General features: G+C 43.8%; 16 protein-coding genes and 1 pseudogene. 16 read left to right on the top strand and 1 reads right to left on the bottom strand.

All coding sequences use genetic code 11. The annotated features are described in order from the left end of the window. Positions 1-12: 12 nt before the first annotated feature. The 8 genes from ATB76_RS17990 (at position 13) to ATB76_RS17955 (ending at position 7,851) form a co-directional block, all read left to right on the top strand. Positions 13-1,530 (top strand): fumarate hydratase, encoded by a 1,518-nt coding sequence (locus ATB76_RS17990; protein WP_038881943.1) that lies wholly within the window; start codon positions 13-15, stop codon positions 1,528-1,530. Between the two features lie 175 nt (positions 1,531-1,705). Beyond that, positions 1,706-1,891, top strand: a complete 186-nt coding sequence (locus tag ATB76_RS17985) for a hypothetical protein (protein WP_009706856.1) — start codon at positions 1,706-1,708, stop codon at positions 1,889-1,891. Positions 1,892-2,049: 158 nt separating this feature from the next. Next, positions 2,050-3,426 carry a YcjX family protein gene (locus ATB76_RS17980; RefSeq protein WP_039973762.1) on the top strand — a complete coding sequence of 459 codons (1,377 nt, stop codon included), beginning with the start codon at positions 2,050-2,052 and terminating at the stop codon, positions 3,424-3,426. Then, positions 3,423-4,463, top strand: a complete 1,041-nt coding sequence (locus ATB76_RS17975) for a TIGR01620 family protein (protein ID WP_061035848.1) — start codon at positions 3,423-3,425, stop codon at positions 4,461-4,463. The genes ATB76_RS17980 and ATB76_RS17975 overlap by 4 nt, the downstream gene beginning before the upstream one ends. Before the next feature lie 100 nt (positions 4,464-4,563). Next, on the top strand, positions 4,564-6,108 hold the full coding sequence (tyrR, locus tag ATB76_RS17970) for a transcriptional regulator TyrR (RefSeq protein ID WP_038866464.1): 1,545 nt from the start codon (positions 4,564-4,566) through the stop codon (positions 6,106-6,108). An 83-nt stretch (positions 6,109-6,191) separates the two neighbouring features. Continuing rightward, positions 6,192-6,773, top strand: a complete 582-nt coding sequence (rimJ, locus tag ATB76_RS17965; protein ID WP_038866466.1) for a ribosomal protein S5-alanine N-acetyltransferase — start codon at positions 6,192-6,194, stop codon at positions 6,771-6,773. Between the two features lie 3 nt (positions 6,774-6,776). After that, positions 6,777-7,364, top strand: coding sequence for an HD domain-containing protein (locus ATB76_RS17960; protein WP_061035847.1), 588 nt, complete (start codon positions 6,777-6,779; stop codon positions 7,362-7,364). 13 nt (positions 7,365-7,377) lie between these two features. Further along, positions 7,378-7,851 carry a DUF2947 domain-containing protein gene (locus ATB76_RS17955; RefSeq protein WP_061035846.1) on the top strand — a complete coding sequence of 158 codons (474 nt, stop codon included), beginning with the start codon at positions 7,378-7,380 and terminating at the stop codon, positions 7,849-7,851. Between the two features lie 46 nt (positions 7,852-7,897). Here ATB76_RS17955 and ATB76_RS17950 read toward each other — a convergent pair whose 3' ends face one another. After that, positions 7,898-8,860 (bottom strand): integron integrase, encoded by a 963-nt coding sequence (locus ATB76_RS17950; protein WP_061035845.1) that lies wholly within the window; start codon positions 8,858-8,860, stop codon positions 7,898-7,900. A 303-nt stretch (positions 8,861-9,163) separates the two neighbouring features. Here ATB76_RS17950 and ATB76_RS17945 point away from each other — a divergent pair, with 303 nt between their 5' ends. The 8 genes and pseudogenes from ATB76_RS17945 to ATB76_RS28895 all read left to right on the top strand — a co-directional run bounded on the left by ATB76_RS17945 (position 9,164) and on the right by ATB76_RS28895 (position 15,820). After that, a complete protein-coding gene (locus tag ATB76_RS17945) occupies positions 9,164-9,625 on the top strand; it encodes a hypothetical protein (RefSeq protein ID WP_061035844.1) in 462 nt (153 codons plus the stop codon). 152 nt (positions 9,626-9,777) lie between these two features. Beyond that, positions 9,778-10,173 (top strand): DUF3465 domain-containing protein, encoded by a 396-nt coding sequence (locus ATB76_RS17940; RefSeq protein ID WP_061035843.1) that lies wholly within the window; start codon positions 9,778-9,780, stop codon positions 10,171-10,173. Between the two features lie 1,900 nt (positions 10,174-12,073). Further along, complete coding sequence (locus tag ATB76_RS17930; protein WP_061035841.1) at positions 12,074-12,532, top strand: GNAT family N-acetyltransferase; 459 nt, start codon at positions 12,074-12,076, stop codon at positions 12,530-12,532. 117 nt (positions 12,533-12,649) lie between these two features. Continuing rightward, on the top strand, positions 12,650-13,270 hold the full coding sequence (locus ATB76_RS28555) for a DUF4062 domain-containing protein (protein ID WP_208989755.1): 621 nt from the start codon (positions 12,650-12,652) through the stop codon (positions 13,268-13,270). 560 nt (positions 13,271-13,830) lie between these two features. Next, positions 13,831-14,505, top strand: coding sequence for a hypothetical protein (locus ATB76_RS17920; protein WP_061035840.1), 675 nt, complete (start codon positions 13,831-13,833; stop codon positions 14,503-14,505). A gap of 134 nt (positions 14,506-14,639) precedes the next feature. Further along, a complete protein-coding gene (locus tag ATB76_RS17915) occupies positions 14,640-14,993 on the top strand; it encodes a DUF6404 family protein (protein ID WP_042603261.1) in 354 nt (117 codons plus the stop codon). Continuing rightward, a pseudogene (locus ATB76_RS28900) lies at positions 14,972-15,113 on the top strand (DUF3265 domain-containing protein). The gene ATB76_RS17915 and the pseudogene ATB76_RS28900 overlap by 22 nt, the downstream one beginning before the upstream one ends. Before the next feature lie 26 nt (positions 15,114-15,139). After that, a complete protein-coding gene (locus ATB76_RS28895; RefSeq protein ID WP_308619453.1) occupies positions 15,140-15,820 on the top strand; it encodes a hypothetical protein in 681 nt (226 codons plus the stop codon). Positions 15,821-15,993 lie beyond the last annotated feature (173 nt).

The following is a 15,993-nucleotide window of genomic DNA, read 5'->3' as shown; positions in this document are numbered from 1 at the left end:
ATGAGGCATGCAATGACGGTAATACGCACGCAGGATGTCATCAGCAGTGTTGCTGATGCGCTACAGTATATTTCTTACTACCACCCGCTAGACTTTGTTCAAGCCCTTGAAAAAGCCTACCATCGAGAAGAGAGCCAAGCCGCGAAAGACGCGATTGCGCAAATCTTAATTAACTCCCGTATGTCTGCTGAAGGTCACCGACCGATCTGTCAAGACACCGGCATCGTCACCTGTTTTGTGAACATCGGTATGGGCGTCCAATGGGACTCAACCGACATGACAGTACAGCAAATGGTGGATGAGGGCGTTCGACAGGGGTACACAAATCCGGATAACCCATTGCGTGCTTCGGTTCTGATGGACCCAGCAGGTAAGCGAATCAATACCAAAGACAACACGCCAGCCGTTGTGCACATTAACATGGTGCCAGGCGATAAAGTCGAAATTCAAATCGCGGCGAAAGGCGGCGGCTCTGAAAACAAAACCAAGATGGTGATGTTAAACCCATCTGACGACATTGCAGAATGGGTAGAGAAAACCCTACCAGCAATGGGCGCAGGTTGGTGTCCACCGGGCATGCTCGGCATTGGTATCGGCGGTACCGCTGAAAAAGCTGCGGTATTGGCAAAAGAATCTCTGATGGGGCACGTCGATATTCAAGACTTGATTGACCGTGGCCCTCAAAACGCAGAAGAAGAGCTTCGCCTTGATATCTTCAATCGCGTAAACAAGTTGGGTATTGGTGCACAAGGCCTTGGTGGTTTGACTACTGTTGTTGATGTAAAAATCAAAACTGCGCCAACGCACGCGGCTTCAAAACCAGTGTGTTTGATCCCGAACTGTGCAGCAACACGCCACGTTCACTTCACGCTTGATGGCAATGGCCCAGCAGAGCTAACGCCACCGAAGCTAGAAGATTGGCCAGACATTACTTGGGAAGCGGGCGCAAATACACGTCGTGTTAACTTAGATACAGTAACCAAAGAAGAGGTCCAAGAGTGGAAGACTGGTGAAACGGTTCTTCTGTCAGGCAAAATCTTGACCGGTCGTGATGCTGCGCATAAACGCATTCAAGGCATGCTAGAAAGTGGCGAAGGCCTACCTGCTGGTGTTGATTTCAAAGGCAAGTTCATTTACTACGTTGGCCCTGTTGATGCCGTCGGTGATGAGGCAGTAGGTCCTGCAGGCCCAACAACCTCAACACGTATGGATAAGTTCACAGACATGATGTTAGAAGAAACCGGCATCATGGGGATGATTGGTAAAGCGGAACGTGGCCCTGCGACGGTTGAGTCGATCAAGAACCACAAAGCGGTTTACCTCATGGCCGTTGGCGGCGCAGCATACCTTGTCGCGAAAGCAATCAAGAAAGCTCGCGTGGTAGCATTCGAAGACCTAGGTATGGAAGCGATTTACGAGTTTGAAGTCGAAGATATGCCTGTAACGGTTGCCGTCGATTCTAATGGTACGAACGCTCACCAGATCGGTCCTGACACTTGGAAAGTGAAAATCCAAGAGATGGAAGCGTAAGAGACTTGGTCATCATTCGAACGTCTCAATTGGGAGAATGTGACAAAGTGCTGATTTACCTAGCAAACATTTGACAAAAGTGCAGCGAAAGCTGCACTTTTTGTCTATATAATCAAATATAAACTTATAGGCATAGCAAATCTCACTGTTATGCTGACCATGATTAGGAGACGGCATGCCTCGTTTTATTCAAATTCTACAAATAGTTCTTGCTGTTGTGATCGGTAGCTTTGTTGGCTACGACTTGATTCTTCACGGCATCAGTATCTTCGATGAAAAATACGTCACCATCACTTGTGTGTTGTGGCTGATTCTAGAAGTCTGCCTATTCGTTATCTACAAGTTGATAGAAGACGATTAGATTGCCCTAGCGCAGATAGAATCACTAAGCCTCTGATATTCTCAGAGGCTTTTGTGTTTTTGATGTAGGTAAATTTTGTCGTGAATACTTTGTTCATCTTTGATTAAGGTTGATAAAATTACACTGCGTAGCAAGAATTGATGAGATAAATAAAAAGTATGAAAAGAATAACGCAAGAAGTGAATGACTTTATCAGCCGAGGAATGGATTCTAACGTGCGAATCGCAGTGACTGGCTTGTCTCGTGCGGGTAAAACCGCCTTTATTACTTCTCTGGTTAATCAATTACTGCATACAGCAACACACGACAACTTGCCGCTGCTGACAGCGGCGCGTGATAAGCGCTTGATTGGCGCGAAGCGTGAGCCTCAAGCCAACATGATGGTACCGCGTTTTGCTTACGATGATGCGATGAACCAAATTCACGCAACGCCGCCTCAATGGCCAGTACCGACTCGTGACGTCAGTGAGATTCGTCTGGCTCTAAAATACAAGCCAAATAAAACCACCAAAAAACTGCTGAGTAAAACGGCGGTACTGAACGTTGACATCATCGACTATCCGGGCGAGTGGTTATTGGACTTACCACTACTTGATATGGATTTTGCGACATGGTCGCAGACGCAATTTGAAGCGTTAAAAGGGCAACGTAGCGAGCTTGCTCAAGCTTGGCTAGAAGAGCTAGACCAAGTCGACCTCAATGCGGACGTCAATGAGAAAAAGCTAGAGAGAGTCTCACAGGCTTACACCGATTATTTGCATGCGTGTAAAGCGTCTGGCTTGCACTGGGTTCAGCCGGGACGATTTGTTTTGCCTGGAGAGCTTGCAGGCGCACCTGTTCTGCAATTTTTCCCCTGTCGATTAGAGGCCGAAGGAAAAACGGTAAAAGGCAGCAATTTAGCGATGCTAGAAGCGCGTTTTCACGAATATCAACAAAAGGTCGTGAAAGCATTCTATAAACACCACTTTGCGACATTTGATCGCCAAATTGTGCTGGTGGATTGCCTGCAACCATTAAATGCGGGTGATGAAGCTTTTTATGATATGCGCCAAGCACTTGAGCAGATCATGCACAGTTTTCGTTATGGTCGGAGTAGCTTCTTACGCCGCTTGTTCTCGCCAAAAATCGATAAAGTACTGTTCGCCGCGACGAAGGCTGACCATGTGACGCCAGATCAGCATCCTCAACTTGTCTCTTTGCTGCAACAAATGGTGCATCCTGCGTGGCAAACGGCTTCTTACGAGAACATTGAAATGAGCTGTATGAGTATTGCCTCTATTCAAGCAACGACATCTGGCTTTATCACTTCGGGTGATAAAACGGTTCCAGCCCTACAAGGGACAACCATAGAAGGGGAGGCGATAACGATGTTCCCTGGGGAAGTACCAAAGAAACTTCCGAATGCTGTTTATTGGCAAAACAGTGGCTTTGATTTTACGTCTTTCCGACCTATGTCATCAGAAAGTGACGAGCCGATGAAGCATATTCGTCTAGACAAAGCACTTGAATACCTACTGGGAGACAAATTGAAATGAGCGAGCTAAAACAAAAACAAGTCTTCTCTGAAAAGGTCGTGCACAGTGAAGAAGAGGATGTCTCGCCAGAGTTTACGGCGCAAAAGACATTCTCGGAAAACGAGACTTTCGTTGCTGTTGAAATAGAAGAGCAACCGGAAGACACCGAGCAAGAATTACAGCTTGAACATGTGATTCGTCCAAAACCTGGGCGTAAATGGCTTACAACAGGGTTATTTGCCACCTTTGCTGGTCTGGTCGGGTGGCAGGCGGTGGATTCGATTGTCACGGCTGTGCAAGCTGCAGATTGGCTTGCATTGGGCTGGGCTGGCTTTATCTCCACTATTGCCTCTTTTGGTTTAGGAGCGTTAGGCAAAGAACTATGGAAGCTACGCAAACTTCGCAACCACTTTAGCGTGCAGGAAGAAAGTGAGGCACTTATCGACAGTCAAAGTGTTGGCAAAGGCAAAGTATTTTGTGAAAAAGTGGCTGAGCAAAGTGGTGTACTTGCTGAAAATCCGGGTTTTGATCGTTGGAAGAATAGCGTGAACCCAGCACACAGCGATGCCGAAATCCTTGAAATGTACGACTCAATGGTTGTCAGTCAGCAAGATAAACTCGCGACCAAAATTGTTTCACAGCACGCGACAGAGTCAGCCGCGTTAGTTGCCGTTAGTCCACTAGCTGCGGCTGACATGCTGTTAGTGGCGTGGCGTAATTTCAAAATGATCGATAATCTCTCGAAAGTCTATGGCGTTGAACTTGGGTACGCATCTCGAATCAAGCTACTTCGTGCGGTTTTTGTGAATATGGCGGCGGCTGGTGCAAGTGAACTGGCGATCGATGCGAGCATGGATTTGATGTCGATGGATCTCGCAGGAAAGGTGTCTGCTCGAGCAGGGCAAGGCTTGGGAGTGGGTATTCTCACCGCACGCTTAGGTTTGAAATCCATGTCATTGCTTCGCCCACTGCCTTGGTACCCTGAGAGACAGGTGAAACTCGGCGCTATTCGTAAAGAAGTGGTGGCGAAAGTTGCATCAATCACGATGAAACCGTAATCAATATCACCTTTGACGGTGAGGATTGCTTGACGCCATTCCAAGCTTGGTAGAAACTACTGTCAACTTTTCCTGACAGTTGTGAATTGGGATATTTTAAGTGCGTCTTGAAGTCTTTTGTGAAGATAGACTCGGTTTAACCCGAGAATTGCTCGATATTTTAGCGTCTAAAAGCATCGACTTACGTGGTATCGAAATTGATATCAGTGGCATCATCTACCTGAACTGCCCAGATATCGATTTTGATACTTTCAGTGAGTTGATGGCCGAAATCCGCCGTATCCCGGGGGTTAAAGACGTACGTAAAATCCAATTTATGCCAATGGAGCGCCACAATACGGAGCTGCTTTCATTGGTGGATAACTTACCTGATCCGGTCTTTGCCATCGATCTGAAAGGCGCGGTAGACATGGCAAACATGTCTGCACTTTCTCTGCTTGGGCAACATAAGCAAGATGTGATTGGCACACAAATTGGTATGCTATTGCCAAGTGTGCGCTTTAATCGTTGGACAGAAGGAGTGAATGCCCGTACCAGAGAAAGCCTTGTCATCGATGGTTTGGATTATATCCTTGAGTTGATGCCGGTTTATATTAAAGATGAAGCTCAAAACTCCACGCTCGCCAGTACGCTAATGACCATTCGTTCAAGCCAGCATGGCGTGCAAATCGAAGAGACATTGCCGTTACAAAACCAATTGGGTTTCGAGCATTTTGTCGGTTTATCCAATCGCCACAAAGCATTGATCAATCAAGCAAAGAAACTTTCTGTGCTTGACCAACCGTTGTTAATTGAAGGTGAGACTGGTACTGGTAAGGAAATGCTAGCAAAAGCGTGCCATAGCCGCTCTGGTCGTGCGAACAAACCATTCCTAGTACTTAGCTGTGCTTCTATGCCTGATGATGTAGCAGAGACGGAACTGTTTGGTCATGCCCCAGGTTCATTCAATCATGAACTTGGCCACAAAGGCATATTCGAACAAGCAAACGGTGGTACGGTGTTCCTCGATGAAATCGGTGAAATGAGTTCGCATCTACAAATTAAACTGTTGCGCTTCTTACAAGACGGTAATTTCCGTCGTGTTGGTGCTGAAGATGAAATGCATGTCGATGTTCGTATTATCGCATCAACAAAACATAACCTTGCCGAGTTAGCCGAGGCAGGGCAGTTCCGCGAAGATTTATACTATCGTCTCAATGTACTCACCTTGAATATTCCTCCTCTGCGCAAGCGTTCAAACGACGTCGCTCCGTTGCTGGATTTATTCGTCACGAAACACGCGCAACAATTGGGCATTGATAAGCCAGAATTTGATGATGAATTGGTTGATGCGTTAGCGAACTATCAATGGCCTGGTAATATGCGTCAGCTAGATAACATGGTGCTTCGAGCGTTGACGGAAATGGAGGGTAGCTTGTTGAAAGCGGATAACTTCAATCTACCGCAACCTCAAGCAATGGGCGGTGGCTCAGCAACGTTGAACTTAGATGGTTCGTTGGACGAAATTATGCGAGATTACGAATCGCAAATCTTAGAGCGTTTGTATCAGTCTTTCCCTTCAAGCCGTAAGCTTGCGAAGCGATTGAATGTTTCGCATACCTCGATTGCGAACAAACTGCGTGATTATGGTATTCGAAAAGCCTAAGGCTTCAGCAAAATTGTGGCTTCAGCAAAAGCTGGAGTACCAGCAAGAACTTATCTGGAATCAAATGGAAGTTGTCAATAACAATGGAAGATAAAAGCTCCTCAATCGCCGTTCACAAGTTGGACGGCGACTTGCTTCTACGCACTGCAGATATTGGTGATGCCGATATGATCGCAGCGTATTTTCAAGCGAACAGAGAATATTTAAAACCCTATGAACCTAAACGCGAGGAAGCTTTCTATTCGGTTAATGGCTGGCTGCAAAAGCTGATCAAGTTGAAAGAGCTTCACCGTATGGGCTTAGGCTACTATTGTCTGCTTGTTCATGTCGATTCTGGTAAAATGCTCGGAACACTTTCTTTCAGCAACCTGACTCGCTTTCCTTTTCATGCATGTAACGTGGGTTACTCGCTCGCAGAAGAGGCTCAAGGAAACGGCTATATGCGCCGCGCGTTGAAAATGGCATGCGATTATATGTTTGATGTGCAAAAAATGCATCGCATTCAAGCGGGTTACATGCCGCACAACACACGCAGCGAAGCGGTGCTACAGCATGTAGGCTTTGAGAAAGAAGGCTATGCAAAGGAATATTTGTTGATCAATGGTGAGTGGCAAGATCACGTGCTGACGTCCTTGACCAACCCGAATTGGAAGGCAGAGGCTTGATAAATGGAAAGACTGGAAAAGCAATTAGCGTTATTGATTGAACTCGATCAACTGAAAAGCGTGCTGCGTAGAACCCGTGTTAAAAGTGCTGAGGGTCGCTTAGAAAATAGTGGTGAACATAGTTGGCATGTTGCTTTAATGGCTGTGTTGATGCAAGAGCACGCGAATGCACCTGTCGATATTGGTCGAGTGATCAAAATGCTGCTTATCCATGATGTGGTAGAGATCGACGCGGGCGACACCTTTGTTTATGATGTTGCAGCCTCGAAAGAGCAAGAAGAAAAAGAATTGAAAGCCGCAGAGCGGTTGTTTGGCATGCTGCCAAGTGACCAAAGTAGCGAATTACTTGCTTTGTGGAATGAGTTTGAAGCCGCACAAACTGACGATGCCAAATATGCTAAGGCGCTGGATCGCCTTATTCCTATGCTACTGAACTATCATAATGATGGTCAAAGCTGGATAGAAAATGGGGTAACGCGAGAACAAGCGTTAACCGTTAACAAAAGAATTGAACTTGGCTCTGTCACGTTATGGGACAAAGCCAAAGAACTGATTGAAGGTGCCACCGAGAAAGGTTGGCTGAAGTCGTAAAAAAGGAGACTGAATGTCTTATTTGCCTTTGGACGAATACCAAAGAAAATGGATTTTTACTCACCAGTCGATGCCTGTGCCAGAAGAAGACCTCGCTTTTATCAAGCCGATGAGTCAGGCGCGTGCAGCGCAGTTTTGGAAAGAGAACGTCAGTGCACAAAGTCCTGATATGGACCGCTTGAGCTCGTCTGATTGGCCAATGAAAGAGCTGAACTGGTCACAAGAGGTTGATTGGATGGCTGCATGGGAAGACGACGAACAAGGGCTTCCTGAAGAAGTGATTACTTTTATTGATTGGCAAGACGACGTCACGGTTTATTTTTGCTACGAGAAGTACAACGTGATTGAAACCAAATGGTCGATTTTTAAAAAGTACTGGAAGAACTTTTTGTTCTACGATGATGGTCCAATGTTACTTGGACGGCGTCGTTCTGAAGCGCTGTGGTTTGACTCGAAAGGTAATGCCAAACTGGGTGAGCGCAGCTAAACACAAATCTAATTATGAAGCCACCAGTACGGTGGCTTTCGTTTTTCTATAAGTTTGATAACGGACTCAACACTCCACCCGCGCCGCGCTCAATGACGTGTGTGTAGATCTGGGTTGTTTTCACATCTGTGTGTCCGAGTTGTTCTTGAACCGTTCGAATATCAGCGCCGGACTCTAACAAGTGAGTCGCAAAACTATGGCGTAAAGTATGGCAAGTAATGGTCTTCTCGATACTTGCATCTTTGGCTGAACGCTTTACTGCTCGTTGGATAGCACTTTCATTGATGTGATGACGCCTTAATTCCCCAGTATCTTTGTCTGGGCTTAATTTTGTTGATGGAAATAGAAAGTGCCAGTTGAAATCTAGCTCCGCATCAGGGTATTTTCTTCTCAGCCCATCTGAAATATACACACCAGCATAGCCCGCAACATGACGATCTTTTTGATAGTAGTCACGAGCTAAGTTCATTTGTGCTTTTAAGGGGGCGTGGAGCTCCTTTGCGAGTGTGACGGTTCGGTTTTTGCCCCCTTTTCCTTGCCAAACACGAATAGCTCCGTAGTCGTAATCGATATCCTGTATTCTTAGCCGCAGACATTCCATGACTCTTAGCCCTGACCCATAGAGTAACTGTATATGTAGTTTGTATTTTGGATCGATATGCTGAACGAAGCGCCTTACTTCAGCTTTCGTTAACACTACTGGCAGTTTCTTTTCTGTCAGAGACTTTTGAAAACGCATATCAAGTGAAAGTGGCATTCTAAAATACTCACGGTACAAGAAAGAGATGGCATTCAGGGCGAGCGCCTGTGTTTTTACGGCGACTTTTTCATCTGTCGCTAAATAGCTGAGAAAGCGTTCAACATCGTTTTCAGCTAATTTAGACGGATGAGCGAGCTGGTGGAATACGATGAATCGTTTGATCCAAAAGATGTAACTCTCAATGGTTTTCTTCGCATAGTGACGAGCGATCATATGTTCTTTTATGCTAAGCAAAAACTGACTTTTCATAACTAAATTCACATGGATATTTATACAGTTCTATAAACTTAGCGTCTCACATCTAATTAGGCTTCACCACGCCGTCTAATTGCGTGGTTGAGCACACAGATTCATACTGATTTTCTATTTGTTTCATAAAGATAAGTGCTAGCATGCAGTTTTCTTTTGGAATGAAAGAAGGCGGTAGCGTGCCTGAAAGGCAGCATAGAGCCGTATAGAAAGCGTTATGTAAATCTGAAATTGACTTGCCGCACGGATCTGACTGGCAGGTGGTGATACACTCGTATCATATGCAACTTATTTGGTTTAATTATGCGCTATATCTATACTTTAATATTATCAATACTATCTTTTTCCGCTGTATCTGGTTCAGAGGTGGATGCTTGGTATACATCAAAAGGCGGAGATTACCTTGTAAAAGACTCTATACATGGTGTGACTTATGGCTTGATTGGGGTTTCTAAAGCGGGTGATATGGCGGTTTATTTCCAATTTTGGGAAGAGGAATGTTCTTCACTTTTAGGTGATGGGGTGCAAGCTCATGATCCAGTCAAGGTTAATGGTCAATTAGTACGGATGCTGCAGAGCTGTGATGGCAAATGGAGAACGATTTTTGCTGCGAGTGATAAGGGACGTGACTACATCATAAATCAGTTTAAAAAGAAGAATTTCGTCGAGCTTAAGGGATACGATGATAGCTATAAACTGTTATTTTCTGCCAAAAACTTTACAAAGCTATTTAATTTAAAAGTATCTTCATCAGCTGCTATCTAAGATTTACATAACAATCTGTTTAAGAGTGATTCGCAACGCTTGGCATTTTTGCTATGCGTTGCGTTTTGTGTTTAAGGTGGTATGCGGCGACATAGGTAATTCGTTGCTCACACCTTAACAGGGCGTTATGTGAATTCAAGGGATTTGAGTATATGAAGAAGTTTTTAGTAATATTTGTGGCTGTTTTGTGCCTGATGTCAGTTGGTGCACAAGCTAACGATCACAAATTGAAACAGGCATATGAAAACCATCAAAGTGACCTTCAAGTTCAGGGTGTAGGCACTGTAATTCGTTTGTTACCCGATGATAATGATGGAAGTCGACATCAAAAGTTCATCATAAGACTGAATAGTAAACAAACCTTACTTGTTGCTCACAATATCGATCTTGCGCCTAGGATTCCTAACTTAAGAGTAGGCGATCGAGTTCAGTTTTACGGTGAATATGAATGGAATAAAAAGGGTGGTGTAATGCACTGGACACACCACGATCCTAACAATAGACATCCGCATGGTTGGTTAAAGCACAACGGTAAAAAGTACGAGTAAAAATTCACATAACAAAGCATTCAAGAGTGATTCGCAACGCTTGGCAGTTTCGCTTCGCTCAAGTATAGCCAAGCGTGCTCACACCTTAATGCGGCGTTATGTAAAGCGGGTAAAATCGGCATTATTCTGTCTTTTCGGTCTCTCTCGCTATCGTTCTTTATCGTCGGCAAAACCCGCTTTTTCAGCCCCGATTCTTTGCCAAGTTCGCCGTAAAACATGCCAATGTTCGTGAGTTGCCTCATTCAGTTTCTCGGTCAGTTTGTGGTCAGTTTCGCGGGCTTAAAGTGTGGAAAGGGCAAGGTTAACGACAGTCTGTATTTGTTGATGGTTTCTTTCGTTCGGTTTGCCAGATTCAAAAGCATTTTTGGTCGCTGGTCATCACCATTTTTCGCTTGTTGAAGCTTGGTCTGTAACATTGCTGACTATGCAAATTCGTGAACACTGTTGGGTTCTTTGGTTTTGGCTATTTCTTCGGTCGTACAGCCTTGGTTTTTCATGGTAACTTTGGCTTATGTGGCTGAATTTACATAACAAAGCGTTCAAGACGGATTCCCAACGCAAGGCGTTTTCGGCTTACTTTGAGTTAAGTGTTTATGTCACAATGCTTTAGGTAGTGTGGTAGCGTTGCTCACCACTTAACGCGGCGTTAGTCGCCAGAAAAAGCTAGCAATCAAAATCATGTTTCTGAGCTCAAAATTTGGCAGCTGTTTGTTTGGTATACAGATTCATCGTCGATGGTCAAAACTCAGTTTCAGCTGTTTAAAGTCCAAAGTTTTGCAAGTGTCCTCGCGGTTGTTTTGTTCTTTGGTGGTGACATAGCAGGGCAATCGAGAATTTGTTTTTGGTTGCAACTTTACTCGGTGAGTTTGGTGGTTCAAAAGCTGATTTATTCGCTGAAAGAACGTTTTCTCTGGTGTGGTAAGTTCCACGTGGTTTCAGTGACTTTGTTGAAAGTCCGCACTGTGAGATTGGCTTTCCAAAAGCGCTTTTTGGTGTTGTCAGTCCGTTTTCTGCGGCGTTGTTTGTTCCAAGTGGTTTCATTGAGTAGCCGCTTCGAGACTGCGCCTGACTTAAATGCATCAAAGCACATAAAGTTTGTTGTTCGCAAAGTTTAATTCGGCTTAAAATTGTCGCTCGGTGCCTCGCGACTAACAAACTGTTTAAGAGTGATTCGCAACGCGTGGCATTTTTACTATGCGGTGGTTTTAGTGTTTAAGGTGGTATGCGGCAGCTTCGGTATTGCGTCGCTCACACCTTAACAGGGCGTTAGTTTGCAAGAGGAAAAACGCAGCTATATCGCAAGATCTAGTGGTAAAAGTTCAAAGTTTAAGTTGTCGTATCTGCTTTCAATTACAGTGTTAACTAGCGTGGTAAAAATCCAAAATTGGCATCGTTTCAACGGTTGATTTGTTCTTTGGTGCGGTGACTTTGGGGTTCTCTGAGTCGAACTTTTTTGGTGAAACTCTGCTCGTTGAGCTTGTCGATACAAAAGCAGATTTACTTGCTGCAAGGACGTTTTCTTTGGTGTGGTAAGTTCACGTGGTTTCAGTGGCTTTGTTGAAAGTCCGCATTGTTAGATTAGCTTTCCAAAAGCGCTTTTTGGTGTTGTGAGTTCGTTTTCTGCGGCGTTGTTTGTTCCACGTGGTTTCATTGAGTAGCCGCTTTGAGACTACGCCTGACTTAAGTGCATCAAAATACCTAGAGTTTATTGTTTTCAAAATTTAAAATAACGTAAAATCAACGCTTTGGGTTTGCAAACTAACAAACTGCTCAAGAGGGATTCGCAACGCGTGGCATTTTTACTATGCGTTGGTTTTAGTGGTTAAGGTGGTTTGCGGCGGCTTTTGTATTGCGTTGCTCACCCCTTAGCAGGGCGTTATGTGCTTTGGTGGAAATGGATATGGAAATTACAATCAGGCGTATCGAAACAGAAAGTATTGAGGACAAAAGTATATTCGAGGCTTTGTTTAGAGAGTATCTATCTGGATTCTCAGTTGAGTTAGATCTCTCAGTAATTGCTCAGCTATTTGCGTTGCCTTATTTCCATGGATTTATCAGTTTTGTTGACAATAAGCCTGCTGGTTTTGCGGTTTGCTTTGAATCGTTCTCAACTTATCGTGCGCAAAGAGTGATGAATATCCATGATTTTATGGTGTCGGATAACTTTCGTGGTAAAGGTGTTGGCAAGGCGCAACTGAATGGTATCGAACAGTATTGTCGTGATAATGATTACCTTAAAATCACATTAGAGGTCGGTGATGATAATGTTGTAGCTAAAAAGCTCTACAGCTCATTGGACTACGAAGATTACAGAGTAGTTTTGAAAGGGCAGCAACATTGGCAAAAGTACCTCAATTAGCACGCACATAACAAAGCATTTAAGAGTGATTCGCAACGCTTGGCAGTTTCGCTTCGCTCAAGTATAGCCAAGCGCCGCTCACACCTTAATGCGGCGTTAGAGGTCTCAGGAAATATAATGAATAATGTGAACAAAAAATATCAAGTCTTCGTAAGTTCAACTTACGTTGATCTTGTGCCTGAAAGGCAAGAGATCATGAATACTCTTCTTGAGTTGGATTGTATTCCTGCTGGTATGGAGTTATTCCCTGCGGCTGATGAAGATCAATGGTCGTTAATTAAAGGCGTAATTGATGAGTGTGATTACTATATTGTAGTTATAGGTGGACGCTACGGTAGCTTGGGTCCAGAAGGACTTAGCAACACAGAGATGGAATATCGTTACGCAATTGAAACTGAAAAGCCAGTAATCGCCTTCTTGCATAAAGAGCCTGACTCTATCCCCGCAAAATTTGTAGAGCAGACAGAAGAAGGTAAAAAGAAACTCAAAGACTTCAGAGAACTGTCGCAACAGAAAGTATGTAAGTATTGGAGTACACCTTCGGAACTTGGTTCTGTTGTAAGTCGTAGCTTAATCATGCTCCAAAAAAACATCCTGGTATTGGTTGGGTTCGTGGTGATCAAGTTGCTAGTGCAGAGGCTAGCTCAGAAATACTTCGTCTTCGACGACGTATTGAAGAGCTTGAATCTGAAGTTGCATCGTCTCAAACCGAAGCCCCAAAAGGTACAGAAGCTTTAGCGCAAGGAGATGATAAGTTTACTGTTCACTGTGAATTTACTTCACGCGAAGTGGAGACTTACAAAGAGTTCAGTTGGAACTGGGAAATAGATGCCTCATGGAACGAAATATTTTATGAGCTATCTCCATTAATGATGCATGAAGCTAGCAACCTTCAGTTGTCTGGAAGGTTTGGTGAGTTTATCCGTCGAAAAATTAATGAAGAGGTCCCTGAGTCAAGTGAGTTCGAGGGGAATTCAAATATAAGGGGGATCTCTCATGATAAGTCTGACTTTGAAACGGCAATCGTACAATTAAATGCATTAGGATTAATTGTTCAAAATGTTAAGAACAGAAGCGTTAAGGATCGTGGTACATATTGGACTCTGACGCCGTATGGGCAGGCTGTTTTAAACCGACTTCGTGCAATTCGTAAGTCAGACCTCTAACAAACTGTTTAAGAGTGATTCGCAACGCGTGGCATTTTTACTATGCGTTGCGTTTGTTGTCTAAGGTGGTATGCGGCGGCTTCAGTATTGCGTTGCTCACACCTTAACAGGGCGTTAGGCTTTAGGAGAAATATGCAAGATATCTGGTTGGTGATTTCAAAATGGGACTGGAGTGGGGTCGTACAAGCTGGTTCGGGACTACTTACTGTTGTTGTTGCCTATTGTGCTCTTTCCTCATGGAAAATTCAGCAAAAATCAGCGCAAGTAAACGCTTTGTTTGATGAGTTAATTACTGAAGTAAATGAATTTATTCGTCATTCTGTAGTACCCGCACAGATTGTGAAATTTAGCCATATTCGGTTTGAGTCACATAAAGGCTACATTGAACTAGACAAGTCACTCCCTCATCCTGAGGTCGTTTATGTAATAAATGAGTTTGGCAATGACTTATCAAAACAGTTAATTGCGGCTCTTGAGCCATGTGGTCAGAATTCAAGTCGTATAAAATCTTTGCTTGTTCGCATCCAACTTCATCAACCGCTTGGTTTCGAAGATTGTATTAACGCATGTAATTACATTGTTTGGCAACATGACAGAATGCAAGCATTCGCTATGACTTTAGGTAGCCCACATATGAACTGGGAAAACCCAATGGTAGCTAAAAGTGTTGAAAATTCATTAGCCATAACGGCAGAAAACATCGAAGAACACACCAACGAAAATTATGCTAAATTACTAAAATATATTACAAAAACCTACGGCATCATCTACAAAAAGCCTAACAAAGCATTTAAGAGTGATTCCTAACGCTTGGCATTTTTGCTTCGTCTTTGGGTTCAGTGTTTACAGTGGTATGGTTAAGTTTCGTGGTCGCGTTACTCACACCTTAATGCGGCGTTAGGTTTCTCCGCGGGAAACATCGAATTCGAGGATTTTGGGTCATGGATTATGAAACGAAGCTACAACTTGCGCACAAAGAATTAAGTGACAAAGGTGTTTGGAAGTCGAACTACAATCCTCCATTTGTAAAGTTGTTACGTAAACTCGGACTGTGTATTCCGCCGCCTTACTACCAAAGCTTTTTTGCAAACGTTATGCTTTGTGTGGCTTTCTTTGCTCCTGTTTGGGGGATCTTCCAATGGTTTCTTGTGTGGGACGAGCTAGGCAAACCAGTTTTAGAAGCGGTTTATATCTCGTTACTTACTGGCGCATTGTTTGGTTTAGTTATGGCAACCTTCTACTACATTAGGCGCAAGCAATTAAATCTAACAGATTGGGGTTCATTGGGAGAATAAGCCCAAAACCTAACAAACTGTTCAAGAGGGATTCGCAACGCGTGGCATTTTCACTATGCGTTGGTTTTAGTGTTTAAGGTGGAATGCAGGGGCTTCAGTATAGCGTTGCTCACCCCTTAACAGGGCGTTATATTTTCGGAGGTTCTGTGAAATTAGTTGATAGCGCAGGAGTAGCAGCGCTCCTCACGGCGTATTTATATTGTGTGAGTACTGCGTTTACTCACGGTTACTTCTATACGCTGGGTTTAGATAGTGATCTCCTTGATCGAAACTTTCACCAAATCATCTATTCGGGCTTGATACAGAGCTTAAATAGTTTTGTATGGCTTGCTTTAGTAGTCTTTATCTTAGTGACAATTTATTCTACGTGGCGAGTCGCTATCAGCTACAACGTACGCAAGGGCTATAAAACTGCAAGAAAAATAGTAAGGTTTAAGAAGCGGTGTGGAATCCGCACAAAGAAACCAACTAAACTAGAAGCTCGCTACCAGCTGCACTTTAATGCTGCTGTGGGTCTTTTTATGGCGACACTAGGGTTCGTTGCTCTACTTCTTATACACGAGAATGAAGGGGTCAAAAGAGCCAATTTAGTTATTGAGTCAATCCAGAATGAACCCGAAATTACTTTTAAAGCTGAGAACTATGAGAATGAGTTAGTGTTTTTGTATTGCGGAGTGCGAAATTGTGCAGGTTATGACCCAAAAGTAGACAGGGTCGTATATGTACCTCAACAGCAGTTGTCACTTCAAAGCAAAAAATATAACAAACTGTTTAAGAGTGATTCGCAACGCGTGGCATTTTTATTATGCGTTAGTTTTAGTGTTTAAGGTGTTATGCGGGTGCTTCGGTATTGCGTTGCTCACACCTTAACAGGGCGTTATGCGTCAGAGGGAAATTATGAATCCAGGTATTTATTTAGACGATTTTGAAATTACAGAAAATACGGAAGAACTACAGGCAATACTTGGACGTTGCTTGATAGTTGCAACTCGTTTTGATC

Source organism: Vibrio sp. MOR3 (assembly GCF_001557775.1).
Classification (GTDB): domain Bacteria; phylum Pseudomonadota; class Gammaproteobacteria; order Enterobacterales; family Vibrionaceae; genus Vibrio; species Vibrio jasicida.
Note: the sequence above shows the minus strand (reverse complement) of the source record. Positions and strands in the feature narration are given on the sequence as shown.

Coding starts and splice junctions, on each gene's coding strand:
- ATB76_RS17990 (WP_038881943.1), top strand. CDS start 13: ATGACGGTAATACGCACGCAGGATGTCATCAGCAGTGTTGCTGATGCG.
- ATB76_RS17985 (WP_009706856.1), top strand. CDS start 1,706: ATGCCTCGTTTTATTCAAATTCTACAAATAGTTCTTGCTGTTGTGATC.
- ATB76_RS17980 (WP_039973762.1), top strand. CDS start 2,050: ATGAAAAGAATAACGCAAGAAGTGAATGACTTTATCAGCCGAGGAATG.
- ATB76_RS17975 (WP_061035848.1), top strand. CDS start 3,423: ATGAGCGAGCTAAAACAAAAACAAGTCTTCTCTGAAAAGGTCGTGCAC.
- rimJ (WP_038866466.1), top strand. CDS start 6,192: ATGGAAGATAAAAGCTCCTCAATCGCCGTTCACAAGTTGGACGGCGAC.
- ATB76_RS17960 (WP_061035847.1), top strand. CDS start 6,777: ATGGAAAGACTGGAAAAGCAATTAGCGTTATTGATTGAACTCGATCAA.
- ATB76_RS17955 (WP_061035846.1), top strand. CDS start 7,378: ATGTCTTATTTGCCTTTGGACGAATACCAAAGAAAATGGATTTTTACT.
- ATB76_RS17950 (WP_061035845.1), bottom strand. CDS start 8,860: ATGAAAAGTCAGTTTTTGCTTAGCATAAAAGAACATATGATCGCTCGT.
- ATB76_RS17945 (WP_061035844.1), top strand. CDS start 9,164: ATGCGCTATATCTATACTTTAATATTATCAATACTATCTTTTTCCGCT.
- ATB76_RS17940 (WP_061035843.1), top strand. CDS start 9,778: ATGAAGAAGTTTTTAGTAATATTTGTGGCTGTTTTGTGCCTGATGTCA.
- ATB76_RS17930 (WP_061035841.1), top strand. CDS start 12,074: ATGGAAATTACAATCAGGCGTATCGAAACAGAAAGTATTGAGGACAAA.
- ATB76_RS28555 (WP_208989755.1), top strand. CDS start 12,650: ATGAATAATGTGAACAAAAAATATCAAGTCTTCGTAAGTTCAACTTAC.
- ATB76_RS17920 (WP_061035840.1), top strand. CDS start 13,831: ATGCAAGATATCTGGTTGGTGATTTCAAAATGGGACTGGAGTGGGGTC.
- ATB76_RS17915 (WP_042603261.1), top strand. CDS start 14,640: ATGGATTATGAAACGAAGCTACAACTTGCGCACAAAGAATTAAGTGAC.